This window comes from Hymenobacter citatus, assembly GCF_014333615.1.
In the GTDB taxonomy this organism is placed as follows: domain Bacteria; phylum Bacteroidota; class Bacteroidia; order Cytophagales; family Hymenobacteraceae; genus Hymenobacter; species Hymenobacter citatus.
In genome coordinates, this window is record NZ_JACSCY010000003.1 from 1 (window position 1) to 19,156 (window position 19,156).

The 19,156-nt window shown below is 55.4% G+C and carries 17 protein-coding genes and 1 pseudogene; 9 read left to right on the forward strand and 9 right to left on the reverse strand.

The features are described 5' to 3' along the window. Window positions 1–91: 91 nt before the first annotated feature. From tpiA to uvrA, 4 genes are all read right to left on the reverse strand, one after another. Window positions 92–856 (reverse strand): triose-phosphate isomerase, encoded by a 765-nt coding sequence (gene tpiA, locus H8B15_RS04300; protein WP_187318442.1) that lies wholly within the window; start codon window positions 854–856, stop codon window positions 92–94. A gap of 150 nt (window positions 857–1,006) precedes the next feature. Beyond that, window positions 1,007–1,810 carry a tryptophan-rich sensory protein gene (locus H8B15_RS04305; protein WP_187318443.1) on the reverse strand — a complete coding sequence of 268 codons (804 nt, stop codon included), beginning with the start codon at window positions 1,808–1,810 and terminating at the stop codon, window positions 1,007–1,009. Between the two features lie 62 nt (window positions 1,811–1,872). Further along, entirely contained in the window at window positions 1,873–2,043 is a 171-nt protein-coding gene (locus H8B15_RS04310; RefSeq protein WP_187318444.1) for a hypothetical protein, read from the reverse strand. Window positions 2,044–2,151: 108 nt separating this feature from the next. Beyond that, entirely contained in the window at window positions 2,152–4,986 is a 2,835-nt protein-coding gene (gene uvrA, locus H8B15_RS04315) for an excinuclease ABC subunit UvrA (RefSeq protein ID WP_187318445.1), read from the reverse strand. A 208-nt stretch (window positions 4,987–5,194) separates the two neighbouring features. Between uvrA and H8B15_RS04320 the strand changes: the two genes are divergently transcribed. The 4 genes from H8B15_RS04320 (at window position 5,195) to H8B15_RS04330 (ending at window position 7,915) form a co-directional block, all read left to right on the forward strand. Beyond that, window positions 5,195–5,593, forward strand: coding sequence for a hypothetical protein (locus H8B15_RS04320; protein ID WP_187318446.1), 399 nt, complete (start codon window positions 5,195–5,197; stop codon window positions 5,591–5,593). Between the two features lie 264 nt (window positions 5,594–5,857). Then, window positions 5,858–6,286 (forward strand): hypothetical protein, encoded by a 429-nt coding sequence (locus H8B15_RS04325; protein ID WP_187318447.1) that lies wholly within the window; start codon window positions 5,858–5,860, stop codon window positions 6,284–6,286. Window positions 6,287–6,647: 361 nt separating this feature from the next. Then, window positions 6,648–6,776: a hypothetical protein gene (locus H8B15_RS21170; RefSeq protein WP_281383875.1), complete on the forward strand. Its 129-nt coding sequence runs from the start codon at window positions 6,648–6,650 to the stop codon at window positions 6,774–6,776. Window positions 6,777–7,285: 509 nt separating this feature from the next. Then, the gene (locus H8B15_RS04330; RefSeq protein WP_187318448.1) at window positions 7,286–7,915 is read left to right on the forward strand and encodes a class I SAM-dependent methyltransferase; all 630 of its coding nucleotides are present in this window, start codon (window positions 7,286–7,288) and stop codon (window positions 7,913–7,915) included. 168 nt (window positions 7,916–8,083) lie between these two features. Here H8B15_RS04330 and H8B15_RS20955 read toward each other — a convergent pair. Beyond that, window positions 8,084–9,055 (reverse strand): annotated as a pseudogene (locus H8B15_RS20955) (amidohydrolase family protein). Between the two features lie 255 nt (window positions 9,056–9,310). Here H8B15_RS20955 and H8B15_RS04340 point away from each other — a divergent pair. Next, window positions 9,311–10,759: an alpha/beta hydrolase family protein gene (locus tag H8B15_RS04340; RefSeq protein ID WP_187318449.1), complete on the forward strand. Its 1,449-nt coding sequence runs from the start codon at window positions 9,311–9,313 to the stop codon at window positions 10,757–10,759. A gap of 137 nt (window positions 10,760–10,896) precedes the next feature. Here H8B15_RS04340 and H8B15_RS04345 read toward each other — a convergent pair whose 3' ends face one another. Continuing rightward, window positions 10,897–11,592 (reverse strand): SGNH/GDSL hydrolase family protein, encoded by a 696-nt coding sequence (locus H8B15_RS04345; protein WP_246455318.1) that lies wholly within the window; start codon window positions 11,590–11,592, stop codon window positions 10,897–10,899. Between the two features lie 283 nt (window positions 11,593–11,875). On the opposite strand from H8B15_RS04345, the gene H8B15_RS04350 reads away from it, so the two are divergent. Then, window positions 11,876–13,288, forward strand: a complete 1,413-nt coding sequence (locus tag H8B15_RS04350; protein ID WP_187318450.1) for an alpha/beta hydrolase family protein — start codon at window positions 11,876–11,878, stop codon at window positions 13,286–13,288. 7 nt (window positions 13,289–13,295) lie between these two features. Here H8B15_RS04350 and H8B15_RS04355 read toward each other — a convergent pair whose 3' ends face one another. Continuing rightward, window positions 13,296–14,576 carry an MFS transporter gene (locus H8B15_RS04355; RefSeq protein ID WP_187318451.1) on the reverse strand — a complete coding sequence of 427 codons (1,281 nt, stop codon included), beginning with the start codon at window positions 14,574–14,576 and terminating at the stop codon, window positions 13,296–13,298. Between the two features lie 497 nt (window positions 14,577–15,073). Between H8B15_RS04355 and H8B15_RS04360 the strand changes: the two genes are divergently transcribed. The 3 genes from H8B15_RS04360 (at window position 15,074) to nth (ending at window position 16,692) form a co-directional block, all read left to right on the forward strand. Then, a complete protein-coding gene (locus H8B15_RS04360; protein ID WP_187318452.1) occupies window positions 15,074–15,712 on the forward strand; it encodes an RNA polymerase sigma factor in 639 nt (212 codons plus the stop codon). After that, entirely contained in the window at window positions 15,648–15,878 is a 231-nt protein-coding gene (locus H8B15_RS04365; RefSeq protein ID WP_187318453.1) for an anti-sigma factor, read from the forward strand. Before H8B15_RS04360 ends, H8B15_RS04365 begins: the two co-directional genes overlap by 65 nt. Before the next feature lie 109 nt (window positions 15,879–15,987). Then, window positions 15,988–16,692 carry an endonuclease III gene (gene nth / locus H8B15_RS04370; protein ID WP_187318454.1) on the forward strand — a complete coding sequence of 235 codons (705 nt, stop codon included), beginning with the start codon at window positions 15,988–15,990 and terminating at the stop codon, window positions 16,690–16,692. A gap of 43 nt (window positions 16,693–16,735) precedes the next feature. Here the strand turns inward: nth and H8B15_RS04375 are convergent, their stop codons facing one another. Both H8B15_RS04375 and gldB read right to left on the reverse strand, forming a co-directional pair. Continuing rightward, window positions 16,736–17,965, reverse strand: coding sequence for a glycosyltransferase family 4 protein (locus H8B15_RS04375; protein WP_187318455.1), 1,230 nt, complete (start codon window positions 17,963–17,965; stop codon window positions 16,736–16,738). A gap of 102 nt (window positions 17,966–18,067) precedes the next feature. Then, window positions 18,068–19,075 carry a gliding motility lipoprotein GldB gene (gene gldB / locus H8B15_RS04380; RefSeq protein ID WP_187318456.1) on the reverse strand — a complete coding sequence of 336 codons (1,008 nt, stop codon included), beginning with the start codon at window positions 19,073–19,075 and terminating at the stop codon, window positions 18,068–18,070. Window positions 19,076–19,156: the final 81 nt, after the last annotated feature.

Consider the following 19,156-nt stretch of genomic DNA (forward strand, 5'->3'; position numbering starts at 1 on the left):
TGTCGAGGAATCTCGCGTGCTGATGCCAGATACTATCTTTCGTCAGCACGCGAGATTCCTCGACAAGCTCGGAATGACGTTCAATAAGCCTTTAAAACGACTTGATAATCTCCGTGAAGTCGCGGGACTTGAGGGACGCACCGCCGATGAGGCCGCCGTCTACGTCGGGCTGGGAAAACAGCTCGCGGGCGTTCTGAGCGTTAGCTGAGCCGCCGTAGAGAATGGTAGTGTTGTCGGCCGCTTCAGCGTCGTAGGCGCGGGCTACCTGCTCACGGATGAAGGCGTGTACCTCCTGGGCCTGGGCGCTGGTAGCGGTTTTGCCGGTGCCAATAGCCCAAATGGGCTCGTAGGCAATGACTACCTGAGCAAACTCCTCGTTAGACAGGTGAAACAGGCCGTCTTTCAGCTGCTTGCTGATGAAGTCGAAAGTTTCTTCGGCCTCGCGGGTTTCCAGAGACTCGCCGATGCAGAAAATCGGCTTCAGGCCAGCGGCCAGGGCAGCTTTCAGCTTCTGGGAGAGCAGGAAATCGTCTTCCCGGAAATACTGGCGGCGCTCGGAGTGGCCCAGAATCACGTACTCGGCACCCACCGATTGCAGCATTTTGCCCGACACCTCGCCGGTGTAGGCGCCGCTTTCCTTGTCGGAGCAATTTTGGGCGCCTAGGTGGAAATTGCTACCCTGAGGTAGCTGCTTGCCCACACTATATAGGAAGGGAAACGGCGGGCAGATTACTACCTGCACCGATGAGCCGGTGGCCTCGTCGGCTACCATGTTGGTGATTTCGGAAACCAGGGCCAGGCCATCCTGGAGCGTGAGGTTCATTTTCCAGTTGCCGGCAACAATGTTTTGGCGCATAGCGAAAGAGCGTAGAGTTGAAGATTCGTCCGCAAGTTATGAGTTGCCAGTTACCCGTTGCGAGTTAGGAGTTCTACACCACCTCTTTCTTGGCTAGTCTGCGGCCCTCGAATGCATCAATACCAACTCCTGACAACTACGCACAAACAACTACAACCCCGCCGCCGTTTGCAACCGCCGCCGCGACAACAACAGGCCGCCCACCGTCACTACCACCGCGCTGCCCCAGGCCAGCCACATCAACTCAGGATAGGCATTTTGCCGCGCTACTCCAATGGCAACCAGCGCCCACACCGCTACCAACGGAAACGCTACCTCCCGAAACGCATAAGCCACCAGCAAGCCTAGGGCTACCACTACGGCCAGCAGCAAAGCCGTGAGTAGCACGCGTACGTTTTCCTCACCGTGCCACCCCCAACTCCACAAGCCCAGCGTAACATTAATAACGGTAGCTACTGAAATCCACCCCAGAAACAGCGCGAAGGGCAGACTGCTGAGCATTGCGCTTTTGTTGGCCAGCACCAGTGCTCGCGCCCTACCGTACACCAAGATCAGGCTAATCAGAATACCCAGCATCACCAACGCGCTCAGCGCCAGCCGCTCGTACGCAAACACCACCAACCACAGCCCCGTGAGCACATTAGCCAGCGTGAGAGGTAGGGCCACGGCGTCGGGCAACGGATTGCGGCGCTGGCTGGGTAGCAGCTGCCACACCGCATATACCAGCAAACTCAGAAAAATCAGCCCCCAGATGCTGAACGCGTAGCCGGCCGGCGTGAGTAGGGTAGGATACTTGCCGGATACCGCGCCGTTGGTTTGCCCATTGAATGGGTGAGCCTGCGACACGTAGTTCAACGCAATATTGCCGATGATACTGGCTGCCGCCACCCACCGCCACAAGCGGCCCGGCAACACAGATTCAGAGGAGGGCAATGGGGTAGAAAGTGCAGTCATAAAGCAATGCTAAGTGCGGGTAAATAGCAGTCCGGCTTCATCGGCGCCGGATCAGTAAGCGCTTATTCTTTGGGCAATTGCGGCTTGGGCTGACCAGCTACAGGTGTGGTAGAGGAAGCCAGCGCATCGGTTTTCGCTTTTACCAAGAGCGCCTGAATCTGAGTCAGGACGTTCTCGTCCTCCAGTTTTTCGATGAAGGCAATCAGCTCTTTCTTTTTGTGGGCGGGTATCATAGGGAGTGCAGGTTAAGGTAGTTGGCAAGAGGCCAATGGAGGCTATACGCAAACGCCCCGAATGGTTGTCCATTCGGGGCGGGTAGGGTGTGCGTGTAGTACCAGTTGCTACAGCTTTTCGGCCAAGAAACGGGCCGTGGAGTTGGTATCTTTCAGCTTCACCATTTCCTCGGGCGTGCCCTCGAAAAGTAGGTGGCCACCGTTGGTACCGCCCTCAGGGCCGAGGTCAATAATCCAATCGGCGCACTTGATGATGTCCATGTTGTGCTCGATGATGAGCACCGAGTTGCCTTGTTCCACCAGCGCATTTAGGGCCGTCATCAGCTTGCTGATGTCGTGGAAGTGCAGGCCGGTGCTGGGCTCATCGAAGATGAATAAGATCTTATCTTGCTGGAGGGTAGCACCTTTGGTCAGGAACGAGGCCAGCTTCACGCGCTGGGCCTCGCCGCCGGAAAGCGTGTTGGCCGACTGCCCCAGGCGAATGTAACCCAGGCCCACGTCGTGCAAGGGCCGCAGGCGTTCCACAATCTTGGGCTGGTCGGCGAAGAACTCTACGGCGTCCTCCACCGTCATTTCCAGGATTTCGTCGATGCCTTTTTCCTTGTACTTGATTTCCAGAATGTCCTGCTTGAACTTGTGGCCGTTGCAGGCCTCACAAGTCAGGTAGATATCAGCCATAAACTGCATCTCAATCTTCACCTGGCCTTCGCCCTGGCACACCTCACAGCGCCCGCCTTCCACGTTGAAGCTGAAGTGCGACGGTTTCAGGCCCCGCGCCTTGCTCAGCGGCTGATCGGCAAACAGACTGCGAATGGCGTCGTAGGCCTTCACATAGGTAACCGGGTTGGAGCGCGACGACTTGCCGATGGGGTTCTGGTCCACAAACTCCACATGCGTCACCTGGCCCTGCACGCCCATCAGACGGTCGAACTTGCCAGTGGCTTCGCCCGCGCCGCCGCCCAGCTGCTTGAGCACGGCCGGCGCCAAAATGCGCTTCACCAAGGTAGACTTGCCCGAGCCCGACACGCCCGTTACCACCGTCATCACGTTCAGCGGAAACTTCACCGACACGTTTTTGAGGTTGTTTTCGCGGGCGCCGGTCACTTCCAGCGCGTTGCGCCAGGGCCGCCGGGTTTTGGGCACCGGCACTGCCATCTGACCGCTGAGGTAGCGCCCGGTGTAGGTGGTGTCGTTCTCCAAAATCTCTGCGTACGTGCCCTGAAACATCAGCTTACCGCCGCCCGAGCCGGCCTCGGGGCCAATGTCGATGATCTGATCAGCCTGCTCCATCATCTTGTCTTCGTGCTCCACTACCACCACCGTGTTGCCAAGCTGCTGCAAGGAGCGCAGCACACCAATCAGTTGCTCGGCATCTTTGGGGTGCAGGCCGATGCTGGGCTCATCCAGAATATACATAGAGCCCACCAGCGCCGAGCCCAGCGAGGTAGCCAGCGAAATGCGCTGGCTCTCCCCACCCGACAGCGTGCTGCTGAGGCGATTGAGCGTGAGGTAGCCCAGCCCTACCCTGTTCAGGTAACTGAGGCGGTTGGTCACTTCCGTCACGAGGCGCTCGGCTACTTTAGCTTCGTGCTCGGTCAGGCTCAGGTTGTTAAAAAACTCTACCGCCTCCGAAATGGGCAGCAGCACCAAATCGGTGATGCTCCGGCCGTCGATTTTGACGTACTGGGCATCGTGGCGCAGGCGCGTGCCGCGGCAGTCGGGGCAGGTGGTGCGGCCCCGGTAGCGACTTTGCAGCACGCGGTACTGGATTTTGTGCGTCTGCTCCGACACCCATTTAAAGTACTTGTCGAGGCCGTCGAAGTACTTGTTGCCCTTCCAGAGCAACTGCTTTTCGGCCTCCGTCAGCTCATTATAGGGCCGGTGGATAGGGAAATCGAAGCGGATACCGTTTTTCAGCAGGGGCTTCAGCCACTCGCTCTGCTTGTCGGTGCGCCAGGGCGCAATGGCCCCCTCATACACCGTCAGCGACTTATCCGGAATTACCAAGTCTTCATCGATACCCAGCACCGAGCCGAAACCTTCACAAGTTTTGCACGCGCCGTACGGATTGTTAAAGGAGAAGAAATTGACGTTCGGCTCCTCGAACGTAATACCGTCCAGCTCGAATTTATCGGAAAACGTACGCCGCTCGTTGTCGAGCTGCACAATGCACGCGCCATGGCCTTCAAAGAAGGCCGTCTGCACCGAGTCGGACAGACGGAACTGCAAATCCTCGTCGCCGGGCCGAATGACGGCGCGGTCAATCATAATGTACACGTCGCCCTGCACCTCGGGCTTACCCTCGCCAATAAGGTCTTCGATGAACTCGGTTTCGCCCTTCACCACCACCCGCGAGTAGCCTTTTTGCAGCAGCAAATCCAGCTCCTTGCTCATGAGCCTACCCTCCTCCGAGGGTAGCAGCGGAGCCAGCAGCATCATGCGGGTGCCGTCGGGTAGGGTGAAGAGGTAGTCCACCACGTCGGCCACCGTGTCTTTGCGCACCTGTTCGCCGCTCACGGGCGAGTATGTGCGCCCTACCCTGGCAAAGAGCAGCTTGAGGTAGTCGTACACCTCGGTGCTGGTGCCCACCGTGGAGCGGTTGTTCTTGATGCTGACCTTCTGCTCGATGGCAATGGCCGGCGAGATACCGCGGATATAATCTACGTCGGGCTTGTCCATACGGCCCAGAAACTGGCGAGCGTAGCTGCTCAGGCTCTCTACGTACATGCGCTGCCCCTCGGCATACAAGGTATCAAACGCCAACGACGACTTGCCCGAGCCCGACAGGCCCGTGACGACGATAAACTTGTTGCGCGGCAGCGCCACGCTGAGATTCTTGAGGTTGTGCACCCGCGCATTCTTGATCAGAATAAAGTCGCGCGGGTCGAGTTGGTCGATGGGGTCGGCCGCGGGGGCGGCTACTTGCAAGGAGTCTTGGGCCATAGAGCGGTAAACAGCCAGCACCGGGGGTTTGGTTTCCGGCGGGGGTAGGGAGTTTACGAAGGTACGAGGTACGCAACTGCTGACTACCTATCGAGTAGCGCCAATCATGCTGCTATTAATATGCTTTGCGCTACTATCTTGCATATTAAGCACTAGTTGATGCTACACAAAGTAGCGGCAATATAGATGTTAGGTGTAGATCAAAACAATGACTTTGAGACTTTTACCTATTTTATTAATTATTATAACATCATGTAACACTGAACAGAATACAACACCTGTTCAGGATATTTTACAACCGACAGATACTACAAAAGAGATTAAAAATGCAATTAGCAGACGGCACAACATAGTAGAGAAAAGTGACTCAACTACCATTTTAGGTATCTGGAAAGACGGAAACAGCGAGAATGCCACTTTTGACATAAGAAAAGATAGCATCTATTATATAGATCAGTTTGCTACTTACAAATATTTCATTATTGGTGACAGTATAAAAATTTATTATCCTGACCGTGCATTTACTGGATTGGTCAGTTTATCAAAGGATACCTTGACTATTACATCCGAGGACGGTGCGACTAAATTTTGGAAGTTTAAAAATTAATTATGCCTAACATTCAATTTTGCATTATAGTGGCTTAATGAACATACACTGGACAGTAATTTTTCAATATATATTTTATATTATATTCAGTTAACTAACCGCTGTTGCCGTCACTAATATAAACCCAGCACTCGTTATAGCCAATTCAATAAATCACGAATGATAACAGCTATCAAGGTATTACTCATAATATATGCATCTTGGTTTTCTGCAAATACAGCATGGTATGTCGTCTTTGAGAATGATTTTGTATACAAATCAAATATGACATTCGACGAAACAGTGGAAGCTTTTAGAAAAATTAAAGTTGAAGAAAAACACCTGATATCGCCTACAGCTTCAATCGACGGTAGAACAATTTTATCCAAGGACACTTTAATGACTGTAGCGAAATATCATATTAACTACTACGATACTCTTGAAAAAGCAATATATCATGTAATGATCTACCAAGATGGACCCAATAAGAAACATGCAAAAAATAAAACATACATAAGATTCTACTATTTAGAATATTCAAATGGACAGAGTATACCTTATGTTCGTGGAAAATTAAGAATCAGGGAGAATAAAATCAGGAGAAAGCGATTTGAAACTGTAGTGATTAATAAAGTACGAAAAGACTTACACAGTTTGAATCATCAAACAGGTTATAAGAATCGTGTAAAGAGAGTAATACATTTCCTTCAATAGGAAACAGGCTATAACGACACTTAAATGTTAGGCCAACGCCCTCACCCGCCGTCTAGCTCAGCACGTTGGCAGCAATTATAAACAGAACAAACCAGTTCGGCAGGATTTCTAATCAGGTTGTTCGGAGTGTTGGATTTGCAATGCGCCCGTTCGCACCTTTCTCACGATCAAAAAGATTAGGTATGTCTTCCTGCATTTTTTGAAACCCCGATTGCGCCAACAATCGGGGTTTCGTCTTTTTACAGACGACCATTTATTCTTCAACAGAACTCGCGCCCTACCCTACGCGTTACAACTCAAGCGACTTTTCGATATATCTGGCTGCAAGGGCTAACACTATGATAACGACAGCGCAAATCAATTGAGGAAAAGAATCTGGCAGATGGCGGCCGACAAGAAGCGCATTGCCAATTATTTAGAGAATCCCCAGCAAGGTATCCCGGATGGCATTAAGTTCATCAAGCCCTTCACCCTACCCGCTGCAAAATAGTCCGCAAGGCTACACGTTCGTTACCGACCACGGCACTCCACTCATTCTACCTGTTTTCTCAGCAAGCGTGGTGCCTTCCCAACGACGAATCCTACTTTGCGCTTGACACGTACTACCGAAAAACCAATATCTTTGTATCAGAACCACAAACGGCAGCCAGCGCCGGAACGCTGACTGCCGTTATCCTACGGATGCCCGAGCCAGTGGCTAACCACAGCTCGAACTGTTCCCCCTAGTGCCGCCTTAAACAATTCTAGGGAGATGCGAAACCATTCAGCCTTGCTAGCTGGTTTCGCCTTCATACGCACCTTTCTCATGGTTAAGAAGATTGGGTGTGTCTTCACCCGCTTCTTGAAACCCCGGCTGCGCCAACAGTCGGGGTTTCGTCTTTTACAGACTACCGTGTTGGCGGGGTGTTTACCGTACGCTTACATCAAAGGTAGCGTAAATACTACCACCTAAAACCCTCCCGCACACGCCCCGTTGAGTAGGAAAACCGTCTCCTATCCATGCCTGAAGACAACCCCTTTCCTCCCAACGCCTTCCGCCGCCAGGACGAAACGCCGGACGCCAACTTCTACCACTTCCCGCGCTTCGTGACGCATATCGACGCGGGCGCCATTGCGGCCGTTACGCAGCTGTACCGCGAGTATCTGCCGGCTGGTGGCGCAGTGCTGGATTTGATGAGCAGCTGGATTAGCCACCTGCCCGAGGACGTAGCGTACGGGCGCGTGGTAGGGCTGGGCATGAACGAGCAGGAGCTGCGCGCCAACCCGCGCCTGAGCAGCTACGTGGTGCAGGACCTCAACCACGCCCCTACCCTCCCCTTCGCCGACAACGAGTTCGACGGAGCCGGTATCTGCGTATCCATCGACTACCTCACGCAGCCGGTGGAGGTGCTGCGCGAACTGGCCCGCGTGCTGCGCCCCGAAGCGCCGCTGGTCATTACGTTTTCCAACCGCTGCTTCCCCAGCAAAGCCATAGCCGCCTGGCACGCCCTCGACGACCACGGCCACCTGCAGCTGGTAGCCCAATACCTGCAAGCCGCGGGCGGTTGGCACCAACTAGAGCTGTTGGACCGCAGCCCCAACGAGTATCAGTCCGACCCGCTGTTTGCGGTGGTAGGAAGGGTAGTTTAAGGTTGTGAGGGAATAGTTGTTAGTTGGCAGGAAAAGCCGCCTGTCATCCTGAGCGGAGCGAAGGACCTTGTCACGTCAGAACGACTACCGTAACAACGATTCGTTCTCGCGTCATAAGGTCCTTCGCTCCGCTCAGGATGACAGGCGGCTTTTCCTGCCAACTAACAACTATCCCCTCACAACTATACCCTCATAGAACACCCGCTCGGCGTTTTGGTGGCAGACTTTCGCCCGCACCTTGTCGCTTAGCGGCGCCTGCTCTATCCAGCGGCTGGCCGTTTCGGATTCTTCGAACGGATAATCCACTGAGAACAGCACGTTGTCGTCGCCCAGAGCGGCCAGGGCGCACTGCAACGATTCATCGGCGCACACGCCGGTGGTGGTTACGACGATGTTGGACTTGATGTATTCTGACGGCAGCCTGGTGAGGCCTGGGGGTAGGCCGGCGAGGCGGGCGCGGCTGTCGAGGCGCCAGAGCAGGTAGGGCAGCGTTTCGCCCATGTGGCCTAGGATCAATTGAGCCTTCGGGAAGCGCTCGAACACACCGCCAAACACCAGCCGCAGGGCATGCGTGGCCGTTTCTACGGTCCAGCTCTAGGTGGCACCCAGCAACTCGGGGTGGCCTTCGTAGAGCTGTAGTTTCTGGTAGGAGTTGGCGGGGTGTAGGTACACGGGCACGCCCAAGTCCTGCACCCGCTCCCAGAACGGGGTATACTGGTCTTCGTCGAGGTAGTGGCCGTTGGTGTGGCTGTTAATCATGGCGCCTCGGAAACCCAACTGGCGCACGCACCGCTCCAATTCGTCGGCGGCAGCGGTGGGGTCTTGCAGGGCCAGGTGGGCCAGTCCGCCAAAACGGGTAGGGTGCAACCCAATTTTTTCGGCCAGAAAATCGTTGGTCTCGCGGGCCAGACGCACGGCGCGGGCGGTGTCGGGCTCGGTCTGCACGCCGGGACTGGTGAGCGACAAAAACGACCGCTCGATACCGGCCGCATCCATCGCGGCCAAGCGCTGCTCGCCGAAATCCTGCAAGCGCGTCAGAATATTCTGCATGGCTTCCGGAGGTAGGTCGCGCATGTGTTGTTTGAACGGCTCGACAAAGGCCGGGGCAAGAAAGTGTTCTTCTAAAGCAATCTTTTTCATAGGGTTTGGCAGGGTATTTACTAGGGTAAGACCGTTGGAAATCAGTTCTGACAGCACACAGAGCAGCCGCTCTTGCCTACCTAAACGCAGCGCCGCGACACGCGGCGACGTAACTTTTTGGCCTTTGTGGGCGCTATTTTGGGAAGTTTGGCTGTTATAGTTGGGCTAATGACGCGTGACCCGGCCACCTTTCGGGCAGGCTCTTTTTCTTATTCCTTTCGTTTCTGAACACCCTGCGGGGCCCTTTCCACTGGTATGCGTTTTTCTTCTTTTGGTAGTTTATTGGTTGCCCTGCTTGGCGCATCCACGGCTTTTGGGCAGCGGCCTACGGCCAACCTTTCCGGTCAATGGAGTGGCAACCTGCGTATTCCCACCGGCGCTACCCTGCAACTGCAACTAAACGTGCAGGACCAAAGCGGCCGCCGCACGGCCACCCTCGACATCCCTACCCAAAACGCACGCAACATTGCCGTGGACCGGGTAGAAACCAAAGGCGACAGTCTGCTGCTCACGGTGTCGGCCATTCGGGCGCGCTTTGCCGGTCAGGTGGCCTCCGATGGAAGCACACTGCGCGGCTTCTGGCGCCAGAACAACGCCAAGCTACCCCTCACCTTCCAGCACACGTCTACTACTGCGGCGGCCACGGCTGCCGCGCCCGCCGCCAGGCGTAGCGGCAAGGCTGGCCGGCCGCAAGAGCCGCAGGCGCCATTTTCGTATCAGGCCGAGGAAGTGCGTTTCACCAATAAAAGCGCTGGCGTAACGCTGGCCGGCACGCTTACCCTGCCGCCCGGCAAGGGGCCGTTTCCGGCGGCTGTGCTGCTCACTGGCTCCGGCCCCCAGGACCGCGACGAGGCCGTGTTCGGCCACAAGCCTTTTCTGGTGCTGGCCGATTATCTGACCCAGCAAGGCATTGCCGTGCTGCGCTTTGATGACCGGGGCGTGGGCAAATCGACAGGCAACGCCGCCACCGCCACCCTCACCGACTACACCCAGGACGCCGAGGCTGCCATGGCGTTCCTGCGCAGTCGCCCCGATATCAATGCCAAGAAGGTAGGCCTGATTGGGCACAGCGAAGGTGGCACTGCTGGTGTGCGCACGGCCACTCAGGCCCAGCCCCCGGCGTTTTTGGTGTTGCTAGGTATGGCCGGTGTGCCGGGTAGCGAAACGGTGGTGCAGCAGGCGCTGGCCAACGCCCGCCTCAAAACCAAAGACCCCAAAATCCTGGCCGGCGTAGAGCAGCGCCAGCGTGCTCTTATTGCTATTAGCCAGCGCGTGGCCGATGCTCAGCAGGCGCAGCAGCAGATGATAGCCGTGCTGATGCCCGATATTTCCCTACCCGCCGAGCAAATGAACCAGCTCCGCGCCGCCGCCGCCGGCCAAGCCGCCGCCATGACCACCCCCGCTTTCCGCGCTCTGCTAGGCGACAACCCTGGCCAAACGCTGCGCAATGTGAAATGCCCCGTGCTGGCCCTAGGCGGCGCCAAGGACATGCAGGTGATTTCCAGCACCAACCTGCCCGCCATCGAAAAAACCCTGAAAAGTAGTGGCAACCGCGATGTGACCACGCGCGAGTTGCCTGGCCTCAACCATATGTTTCAGACCGCCTCTACCGGTGCCATAGATGAGTACAGCCGCATTGAGGAAACCTTCTCGCCGACGGCCATGCAGGCCATTAGCAGTTGGATTCTGTCTCGCACAAAGTAACGAGCCGTGCTATCAACAAAAGCCCCCGCACCGATACAGTGCGGGGGCTTTTGCTGATAGCACGAATTGCACGGAACGCCGTAGTGCTGCTGTCTTCTGGCAGGGGTAGGCGGCGCGGCCGTTCAATCAACAGACCGCTACTTTTTCAGGTAGGGCTTTAGCTGCTTGGTCCAGATGGCGTAGCCGGCGGGCGTCATGTGTAGGCTGTCGGACACGTATAGCTCCGGGCGCGGGCGGCCGTTTTTGCCGAGCATTGCGGGACCGAAATCCACATAGCGCAGGTGCTGCGGATGGCGGTCGATGTAGGCTTTAATCTTAGCATTAGCCTGCTGCATCTGCGGGTAAAGCTTCCATCGCGACGGACTCGGTTTAATAGCCAAGTACACCAATTCCACGCCGGGCAGGTCGCGGCGCATGCGGCTCTCGAAGGCCAGAAAGGCTTGATACACTTCATCCACCGTATTACCGGCGTTGATGTCGTTGTCGCCCTCATACAGCACCACTTGTTTTGGCTTGTATTTCAGCACAAGCTGATCGAAGTAGTGCACTGCATCGGGAAAGCGCGAGCCGCCGAAGCCCCGGTTGAGCACCGGGTAGCTTGCAAAATCGTGCTTCAGCGTCTCCCACTTACGTACCGACGAGCTACCTGTGAAAACGATGGGCGCCGCGGGCGGCTTTTGCAGACTATCCTGACGGGCAAATGTTTTGATTTCGCCGACCCACTGCCCAAAGTTGAGCGGCTCGGCACGGCGCGGCGCCTGCGCCCACACCACAATAGGCAAAAACAAGAAAAGCCCTAACAACAAACAACAGGAACGGGTGGGAAGCGGCATAGAGTGCGGCAAACAAAAGAGAACAGAAAGTGAATACTGCGGCCAACATACACAGATGTGGCCAGATAAGGTGACAATGGCCCAGAAACTATATCGAGCAAACAAGCTCCCTGGTAGCTCCTCACACTGGTCTCACCGGGTTGTGCTGTATGCTTTCAATGTGCAACAGGACGTTGGCAAGATTCTGGCATTTATCACTTTTTCACAAAGAATATGCTCATACCGCTGCAAATCGGTATTTGATTTTCACTTTATGCCCAGAGTTATACGTCTCGCCTTTCTTTTGCTCCTTTTTCTGCCGTATGCTTTGCGCGCGGCCGATGCTCCTCTAAATGGCCAATGGCAAGGCCCCCTCACCGTACCCGGCGGCTCCCTGGATTTGCTGATTACACTGGTTCCGCTCTCCAACGGCTCCTACTACGCCGCCTTGGACGTACCTAAGCAGAAAATCAGCCGCATGCCGGTAGAGGTAGAGCTGAAGGGTAGCGACATCACCCTGAAAATTGATCAGGCGGGCAGCAGCTTTACCGGGCAGGTGCTGGAAGGCGGCCGGGTACTAAAAGGAACCTGGAAACAGCCTGGCCTCACGGCGCCGCTCACGCTGGAGCGCCGCGCCATGCCCACGGCCTCAGCGGCCGCCCTCACCCGCCTGACCCCGCCCTACCGCGAAGAAAACATTAAGTTCAGCAACGCAGCCGCTACCGTAAGTTTGAGCGGTACGCTCACGGTGCCCGCCGGGCCGGGGCCTTTCCCGGCCGTAGTGCTGGTGTCGGACAGTGGCCCGCAGGAGCGCGACGCAGCAGTGCAGGACTACCGTATGTTTGGCATGTTAGCCGACTACCTCACCCGGCGCGGCGTAGCTGTACTGCGCTTCGACGACCGAGGGGTAGGCCAGTCGGGGGGACGCTACTTCACGACCACCACCGCCGACTTGGTGACCGACGCGCAAGCCGCTATGCAGTATCTACGAGCCCACAAGCTCATCAACCACCGCGAAATTGGTCTTATTGGGCACGGCGAAGGGGCCAACGTATCGTTACTGGCCGCCGCACAGCCACAACCCCCAGCTTTTGTGGTAGCGCTGGCTGGCTACGGACAGTCGGGCCACGAGGTACTATTGCATCAGCAACTGGAGATTATGCGCCTCATCGGAGCCGACCAAACGCAGGTGAAGGCAGCCATTGAGCTGTACGAGCGCATGGTCACGATTATCCGGCAAACGCCCAACGACAATCAGGCCCGCGGCAAGGTAGCCGGCACGTTGCGCCTCAGCAATACCAACATCGACCCAACCATGGCTCGTGCCCGCGCTATTCAGCTCACGTCGCCTTGGTCGCGCTACTTCCTCGATTTCGACCCGCTCCGCTCCTTACCCGATGTGCGCTGCCCTGTGCTGGCCCTCAACGGCACCGACGACCTACAAGTAGGCGCGGCTACCAACCTGCCCCTCTTGCAAAAGGGTTTGAAAAATAGCCGCGACGTAACGGTAAAAAAGCTCGCTGGCGTCAACCACCTGTTTCAACCCGACCCACAGGATTGGCCCTTGGTAAACGGACAGCAGCAGCCCAACTTCTCGCCTAAGGCGTTGGATACTATACGGGAATGGATTGCCAAGCGCACCACTGAGGCCCCCTCGGCAGCAGCACCGGAAAAGCCCGCCGCCAGCAAAACCAAGAATAACACGGCTAGCAAGTAGCCGCAGCTTATTCGGAGGGTGCGGGGGTAGGCGCTGGGGTCAGATCGAGGCGGCGAAGTTTGTCGGCTTTGAAGGCCGTTAACAATACCACCACAATCGTCATACCCCCGCCAAATACCACTGAGGGTACTACGCCCAGCAGCCGCGCCATCGCGCCCGACTCGAACGAGCCAATTTCGTTGCTGGAACCGATGAAGATGTTGTTGACGGCCGACACCCTCCCCTTCATGTATTCTGGCGTGAAGGTGTGCACCAGCGTTTGCCGCACAATCACCGATACGGAGTCGAATACACCCGTCATAAATAGCAGGAACAACGACAGCCAGATATTGGTAGAAAGTGCAAAGCCGATGGTGGCTACCCCAAAACCCGCTACGGCCCACAGCAACTTGCGTCCGGCCTGCTGGTGCAGCGGGAAATAGGTAAGTACCGCCGCCATCAGCACCGAGCCAATAGCCGGAGCCGCCTCTAGGTGTCCTAGTCCGGCCGCGCCTACCTTCAGAATATCCACGGCAAAGACCGGCAGCAGTGCCACGGCCCCGCCAAACAACACCGCAAACAAATCCAACGACAGCGCAGCTAACACCAGCTGGTTGCCCCAGATAAAGCGCAGGCCGCTTAGCACACTTTCCTGTAGCGTGAGCTTGGCGCCCTCTATGGGGGGTAGGGGCCGCGAGGCAATCAGCATAAACTGCACAAGCGCCAGCCCCAATAGCCCCGAGGCCACAGCATAGGAATTAGCAACGCCCAAATGCGCAATAAGGTAGCCACCGATGGCCGGCCCCAGAACCGCCGCTGCCTGATAGGTGGTGCTATTCCAGGTAATGGCATTGGAGAGCCGCTCGCGACTGGGTAACAATTGTGGCATAAAAGAAAACAGAGCCGGCCCCAGAAACCCACGCGCAATGCCGCTCACAAATATTACCGCATATAGCGGCAGAGTGTGGAGCGAGCCGGGCGCCAGCAAATTCAGCCCCCAGGGCGAGGCAAAATACCAGAGCGCCAACGCGCATAGCACCAGCACAGCTACCCCGGCCACAATAATGTTTTTACGCCGCACCGAATCGGCCACGTGCCCGGCATAGAGTGACACAGCTATGCTGGGAATGGCTTCCGATAACCCAATTAGTCCCAGGGCCAAAGGGTCGTTGGTGATTTTGAAGATCTGCCAGCTCACGGCCAGCCCCTGTACGCGGGTAGCAATGGTGTAGCAAATGCGTGCTGAAATCAACCGGCGGAAATCTGGAATCCGCAGCGCGGCATATGGGTCGTGGAGGGGTACCGACATGCAAGCAAATCGAAAAAGACAGGAAACGAATGCCAAAAGTAACCCGAAACTCCGGCCGCTTCACTTAGCACAGTGGGTCAATACCACCCATTAGCTTACCTCGTTCTGCCTGATCTTCATATATAACAGAATATATATTCCACCATCATTCTGCTTATCGCTCAAAATCTTATGATATTCTTTTCACTATCTATTGCTTAAGAAAATGGCTGGATAAGCGTACTGCACAGTCATTTAAGCGCTATTGTTAGTCTATAAAGCACCTATGACCATAATTTTTTATAAAACTCAAAATAATGGATATACTATATAAAATATTAAGGTTTCATAATACACAAAAAAATATTCTGCTAGCAGCGTTAAAGCGTTGTGTTTGGTATAACCATTCTTTACATTTGATCTTCATCTGTTGCTCATTCAAGCACTGCTTTCCTACTATTTACCCGGTAACCCCACTCTATGGCCTGAAGCTCTACGTTCCCTAACTCGTAGCCTTTATGGAAACCATGCAGCCGAGCGATTCCGCTCTCATATCCCTTTACATTACCGGTAAAGAATCAGCTTTCGAAATCTTATTGGAACGGCATAAAAGCCGGGTGTTTACCACGATTATGCTGATCGTGCGCGATGAAGACGTGGCCGATGATTTGGTGCAGGACACCTTCATCAAGGCCATTCATACCATGAAAAGCGGGCGCTATAACGAAGAAGGAAAGTTCTCTTCCTGGATCTGCCGCATTGCGCACAATCTAGCTATTGACTTCTTCCGGCGCGAAAAACGTAGCCCTTTATTGAATCTGGATACAACAAGCCATGCCTTCAATTCGTTAAGCCTTGCGGAAGAGGGCGCGGAAGCGCAGCTCACCCGCGAGGAGACGTACGCCCGGCTCCGGGAGTTGATTCAGGACCTGCCAGCGGCCCAGAAGGAAGTGCTTATCATGCGTCATTATGGCGACATGAGCTTCCAAGAAATAGCCGATGCCACGGGAGTCAGCATCAACACCGCACTGGGTCGTATGCGCTACGCGCTGATCAACCTGCGGAAAAAGATGGCCGCGCAACCCGTGTTCTATGATCAAAACCTTTACTCAAGAGAAGCTGCTCCAGTACGTGTACAACGAGCTGCCAGCGAATGAACAACAGGCATTAGAGCAAGCGCTCCAGCACGACCCCGAGCTAGCCGCGCAGTGCGCCGACCTTCTGCTAACGTTACGCGCCCTTACGGCCGTTCGCCAAGCGCCTAGCGAAGCCGCTACCCAAAATATTCTGCGCTACTCGCGTACGTTCCCGCATTCTTCCTAAAGGCTACCCTACCGAGCTACGTTCGGCCCCTGCGTTTTTGACCAGGGCCGGACGTAGCTCGGCGCGGTTATGTACTTTTGACCGATGTTTCTCACCGGTCCTTCTTTCTATGCGCAAGCCTGAGCGGTATCGTCGCTTTCTGGAGTATTTCACTACGCACTTCCCCGCCCCCGAAACGGAACTGCACTACGCCAATCCCTACGAGTTGATTGTGGCCGTAGTGCTCAGCGCCCAGTGCACCGACAAGCGCGTGAATCAAATCATGCCGGCCCTCATCCAGCAATTCCCTACCCCAGCGCACCTAGCGGCGGCTTCGGCCGAGGAGGTTTTTCCTTTTATCCGTAGTGTTTCCTACCCCAACAACAAGGCAAAACACTTAGCGGGCTTAGGCAAGATGTTGGTAGAAGACTTTGGCAGCGAAGTACCCAGCACCATTGAGGAGCTACAGCGCCTACCGGGGGTAGGCCGCAAAACGGCCAACGTGGTGGTATCAGTTATCTACAACCAACCCGCTATGGCCGTGGACACCCATGTATTTCGGGTGTCGCACCGCTTGGGCTTGGTGAGCCGCACGGCTACTACGCCGCTGGCGGTGGAGAAAGAATTGGTACGATACATTCCAGAAGAGCTGATTCCGAAAGCGCATCACTGGCTGATTTTGCACGGCCGCTACATCTGCGTGGCCCGCTCACCAAAGTGCGGCAGTTGCCCCCTCACGGATTTTTGCCAGTATTACGCCACCCAAGTGGCTCCTGGCTTAGACACAGAAAAGCCGCTTTCGAAGCTGAAATCACCCAGAAAGCCTATCAGTTAGTACAACTTAGTCTAAAACCAGTATCTGTTAGTACAACCACAGGTCATAGCTGTTTTGCGCTCTGTTCCAGAATGTTCTGCATGGTGGCTGCAAGTTGCTGCCGGTCGAAATACTGCTGAGCCACTTGCTGCCCGGCTCGGCCAGCCGCTAGCACAGTAGTGGGGTCGGCAAGCACTTCTGCTACGCGTGTAGCTAAAGCCGACGCATTACTAGCAGGCACGTACCAGCCGCACTTGTGCGCTTCTACCAGTTCCTTCGTCCAGCCAGGATTCGTGACGATTACCGGCGTACCTACCGCCAGGCTATCGTAGAGTTTGGCCGGCGAATTGGCATCCAGTACGGGCAATCCCAGAAAGGAAACAATTGATAACTCGGCCAGTCGGAACCACGCGAAGATGGCGTGCCGAGGCTGGGGCGGTACTAACCGAATAGCTAGGCAACGGGACGCCGCAGCTTGCACTAATGGCTCGTCGTAGCCATGTCCCATAAATAGCCACACTACGTCAGGATGGTTGAGAGCTAATTGCTCGGCTGCTGCCAACAGGGTAGGAATATCGTTGGCCCGGCCGAAGGTACCGGCGTATAGTATTACTCGTCGGTTTTGTAAATCATATTCTTGCCGGAGTGCGACTACGGCCTCATCGGTAGCCAGGGCGGCTAGCTCTAGGTCCGTGCCGTTGAGAACAGTTGTCACCTTCTCTTCTCCGAAATACCAGCTCTTATCCTTCACCTGTCCGATCAGAGTTACATAGCTACTCATATCCGGCGAAAGCGTTACGATGTGCTGCGCCGAACGATACAAGCCAAATTCCATCTGATGCAACTCTGCTTGTGCCCAGCGGTAGGGCACAGCTCCCATAGCAATTGGGAAAGCAGGCCACAGGTCCTGCACTTCAAACACCCACGGCACCCCGCGCAGCCGCGCTACCTGCGCGGCCGCCCACGCAGCCGTAAGCGGGGTAGAAATTCCCCAAATAACGTCGGGCTTATCAATGCGCAGTCCTTCGCGAATAGCATAGGCGGCGTATCGTCCGAAAGAAAGGAGCCGCTTCCCTACCCCCATCTTGTTCTCGTACGACACTGCCGCGGCCCGTACTTCTACCTCTTCCGGTATCCAGGGGTAGTGGTGCGTGATGCGCAGTCGCTCCCATGTGTTCGTTGTAATCAGCGTAATGCGGTGCGTGCGCGCCAAGTGAGCCAGCAACGTGTAGTGCCGGCTGGTGGCCGGGCAGTCGGGGTTGGTGTGGTGCTGGCTGAATACGGCGATGTGCAAAGGAAGTAGTAGCTTTTAGTGTTGCAGGGTGAGTTTTTTACCCCATAATAAGGCTGTTCAGAGCATCATTTGTATTTCAACACTCACTCATACTCATATCCTCTACTTCCTCTTCGGCTTGTAGTGCGAGTCGTTGAGAATGCGCTGGGCATCGCGCTGGGCCATGAGCTGCGGCAGTGTTGTTTCGGGGTGCTGCTCCATGTATTTGCGCACAATCTGCAAGCCTACCCAGGCGCCCAGGCGACCGGGCGCCGTCTTGTCTATTTCGGGCGTAGCAGGTCGTTCGCCAATGTATTTTTTGATAACGAATGGGTCAGCTGTATACAGCAGATTCTTCTCGATGAAGTGCGCCCAGATTTTTCCCTCGTTGAACTGCACACCAGCCAACTCCTTGTTTGTGTAGCCCATCAGCAGCGAATCGGGTGTGCAAGGCAGCATTTTCTCGGCGAAATAGAGGCTTTTACCAAACTGCACCATATCGCGCAGCATGGTATGGTTGCCGGTCAAAGCGCGGTTGTACTTGCTGGAAATGGTGAGGGCCAGCGCCGGCAGCACGTGCGCAGGGGTATAGCGTCGGTTGATATAGGCCGGCACATCGGCACGGTAAGAGGCAGTAGGTCCCACAAAGAAATCCAGGCTGAGGACAATCAGGCTGTCGTTGGCAAATAGCGCATCCTTTTCTGGCTCCTTACCCAAGCCACTCACGAAGGTCTTCACTGGCGGCACCCGAAAACCAGGGTAGTAATAGCGCACATGTTGGAACAAACCGCGCAGTTGTTGCTGCAGGCTGTCCGTGTTCCGAAAGGCAATTTCCGTTTCGCGGCCTAGCTTCTGCAACCCCGCATTAGTAGCCAATTGGGTTATGGTTTGTGCTAGCTGCTCGGAGCCATAGCGTCCTTCCAGCAGGTATTGACGCGCAAACAGCGGATGCTGATTCAAAAACTGCTGGGCTTCGGCCGGGTTTTTGATTTGGAAAAAGGGCTTTTCCAGTCGCTCTAGCTGCACCGGCGCCTCTACTTTCGCTATGTCAGGGTTTTGCTCGCAGTCGGAGCCGGTGGAGCAAGCTGTGAGCAGGAACCCGCCCAGCAGGGCTACTAGCAAAGAACGCATCGGAATTAGCTTGTACATCACACGTATATTTGAGGCGAAATTAGCCAAAAGCAAACGCTACACCGTTTGCTTTCTTTTCTT

What these genes read in the sequence shown, in the direction of transcription:
- H8B15_RS04320 (WP_187318446.1), top strand. Translation starts at nt 5,195, where the DNA reads ATGACTTTGAGACTTTTACCTATTTTATTAATTATTATAACATCATGT.
- H8B15_RS04310 (WP_187318444.1), bottom strand. Translation starts at nt 2,043, where the DNA reads ATGATACCCGCCCACAAAAAGAAAGAGCTGATTGCCTTCATCGAAAAA.
- H8B15_RS04305 (WP_187318443.1), bottom strand. Translation starts at nt 1,810, where the DNA reads ATGACTGCACTTTCTACCCCATTGCCCTCCTCTGAATCTGTGTTGCCG.
- nth (WP_187318454.1), top strand. Translation starts at nt 15,988, where the DNA reads ATGCGCAAGCCTGAGCGGTATCGTCGCTTTCTGGAGTATTTCACTACG.
- H8B15_RS04365 (WP_187318453.1), top strand. Translation starts at nt 15,648, where the DNA reads ATGATCAAAACCTTTACTCAAGAGAAGCTGCTCCAGTACGTGTACAAC.
- H8B15_RS04330 (WP_187318448.1), top strand. Translation starts at nt 7,286, where the DNA reads ATGCCTGAAGACAACCCCTTTCCTCCCAACGCCTTCCGCCGCCAGGAC.
- H8B15_RS04345 (WP_246455318.1), bottom strand. Translation starts at nt 11,592, where the DNA reads ATGCCGCTTCCCACCCGTTCCTGTTGTTTGTTGTTAGGGCTTTTCTTG.
- H8B15_RS04360 (WP_187318452.1), top strand. Translation starts at nt 15,074, where the DNA reads ATGGAAACCATGCAGCCGAGCGATTCCGCTCTCATATCCCTTTACATT.
- uvrA (WP_187318445.1), bottom strand. Translation starts at nt 4,986, where the DNA reads ATGGCCCAAGACTCCTTGCAAGTAGCCGCCCCCGCGGCCGACCCCATC.
- H8B15_RS04340 (WP_187318449.1), top strand. Translation starts at nt 9,311, where the DNA reads ATGCGTTTTTCTTCTTTTGGTAGTTTATTGGTTGCCCTGCTTGGCGCA.
- tpiA (WP_187318442.1), bottom strand. Translation starts at nt 856, where the DNA reads ATGCGCCAAAACATTGTTGCCGGCAACTGGAAAATGAACCTCACGCTC.
- H8B15_RS04325 (WP_187318447.1), top strand. Translation starts at nt 5,858, where the DNA reads ATGACATTCGACGAAACAGTGGAAGCTTTTAGAAAAATTAAAGTTGAA.
- gldB (WP_187318456.1), bottom strand. Translation starts at nt 19,075, where the DNA reads ATGCGTTCTTTGCTAGTAGCCCTGCTGGGCGGGTTCCTGCTCACAGCT.
- H8B15_RS04355 (WP_187318451.1), bottom strand. Translation starts at nt 14,576, where the DNA reads ATGTCGGTACCCCTCCACGACCCATATGCCGCGCTGCGGATTCCAGAT.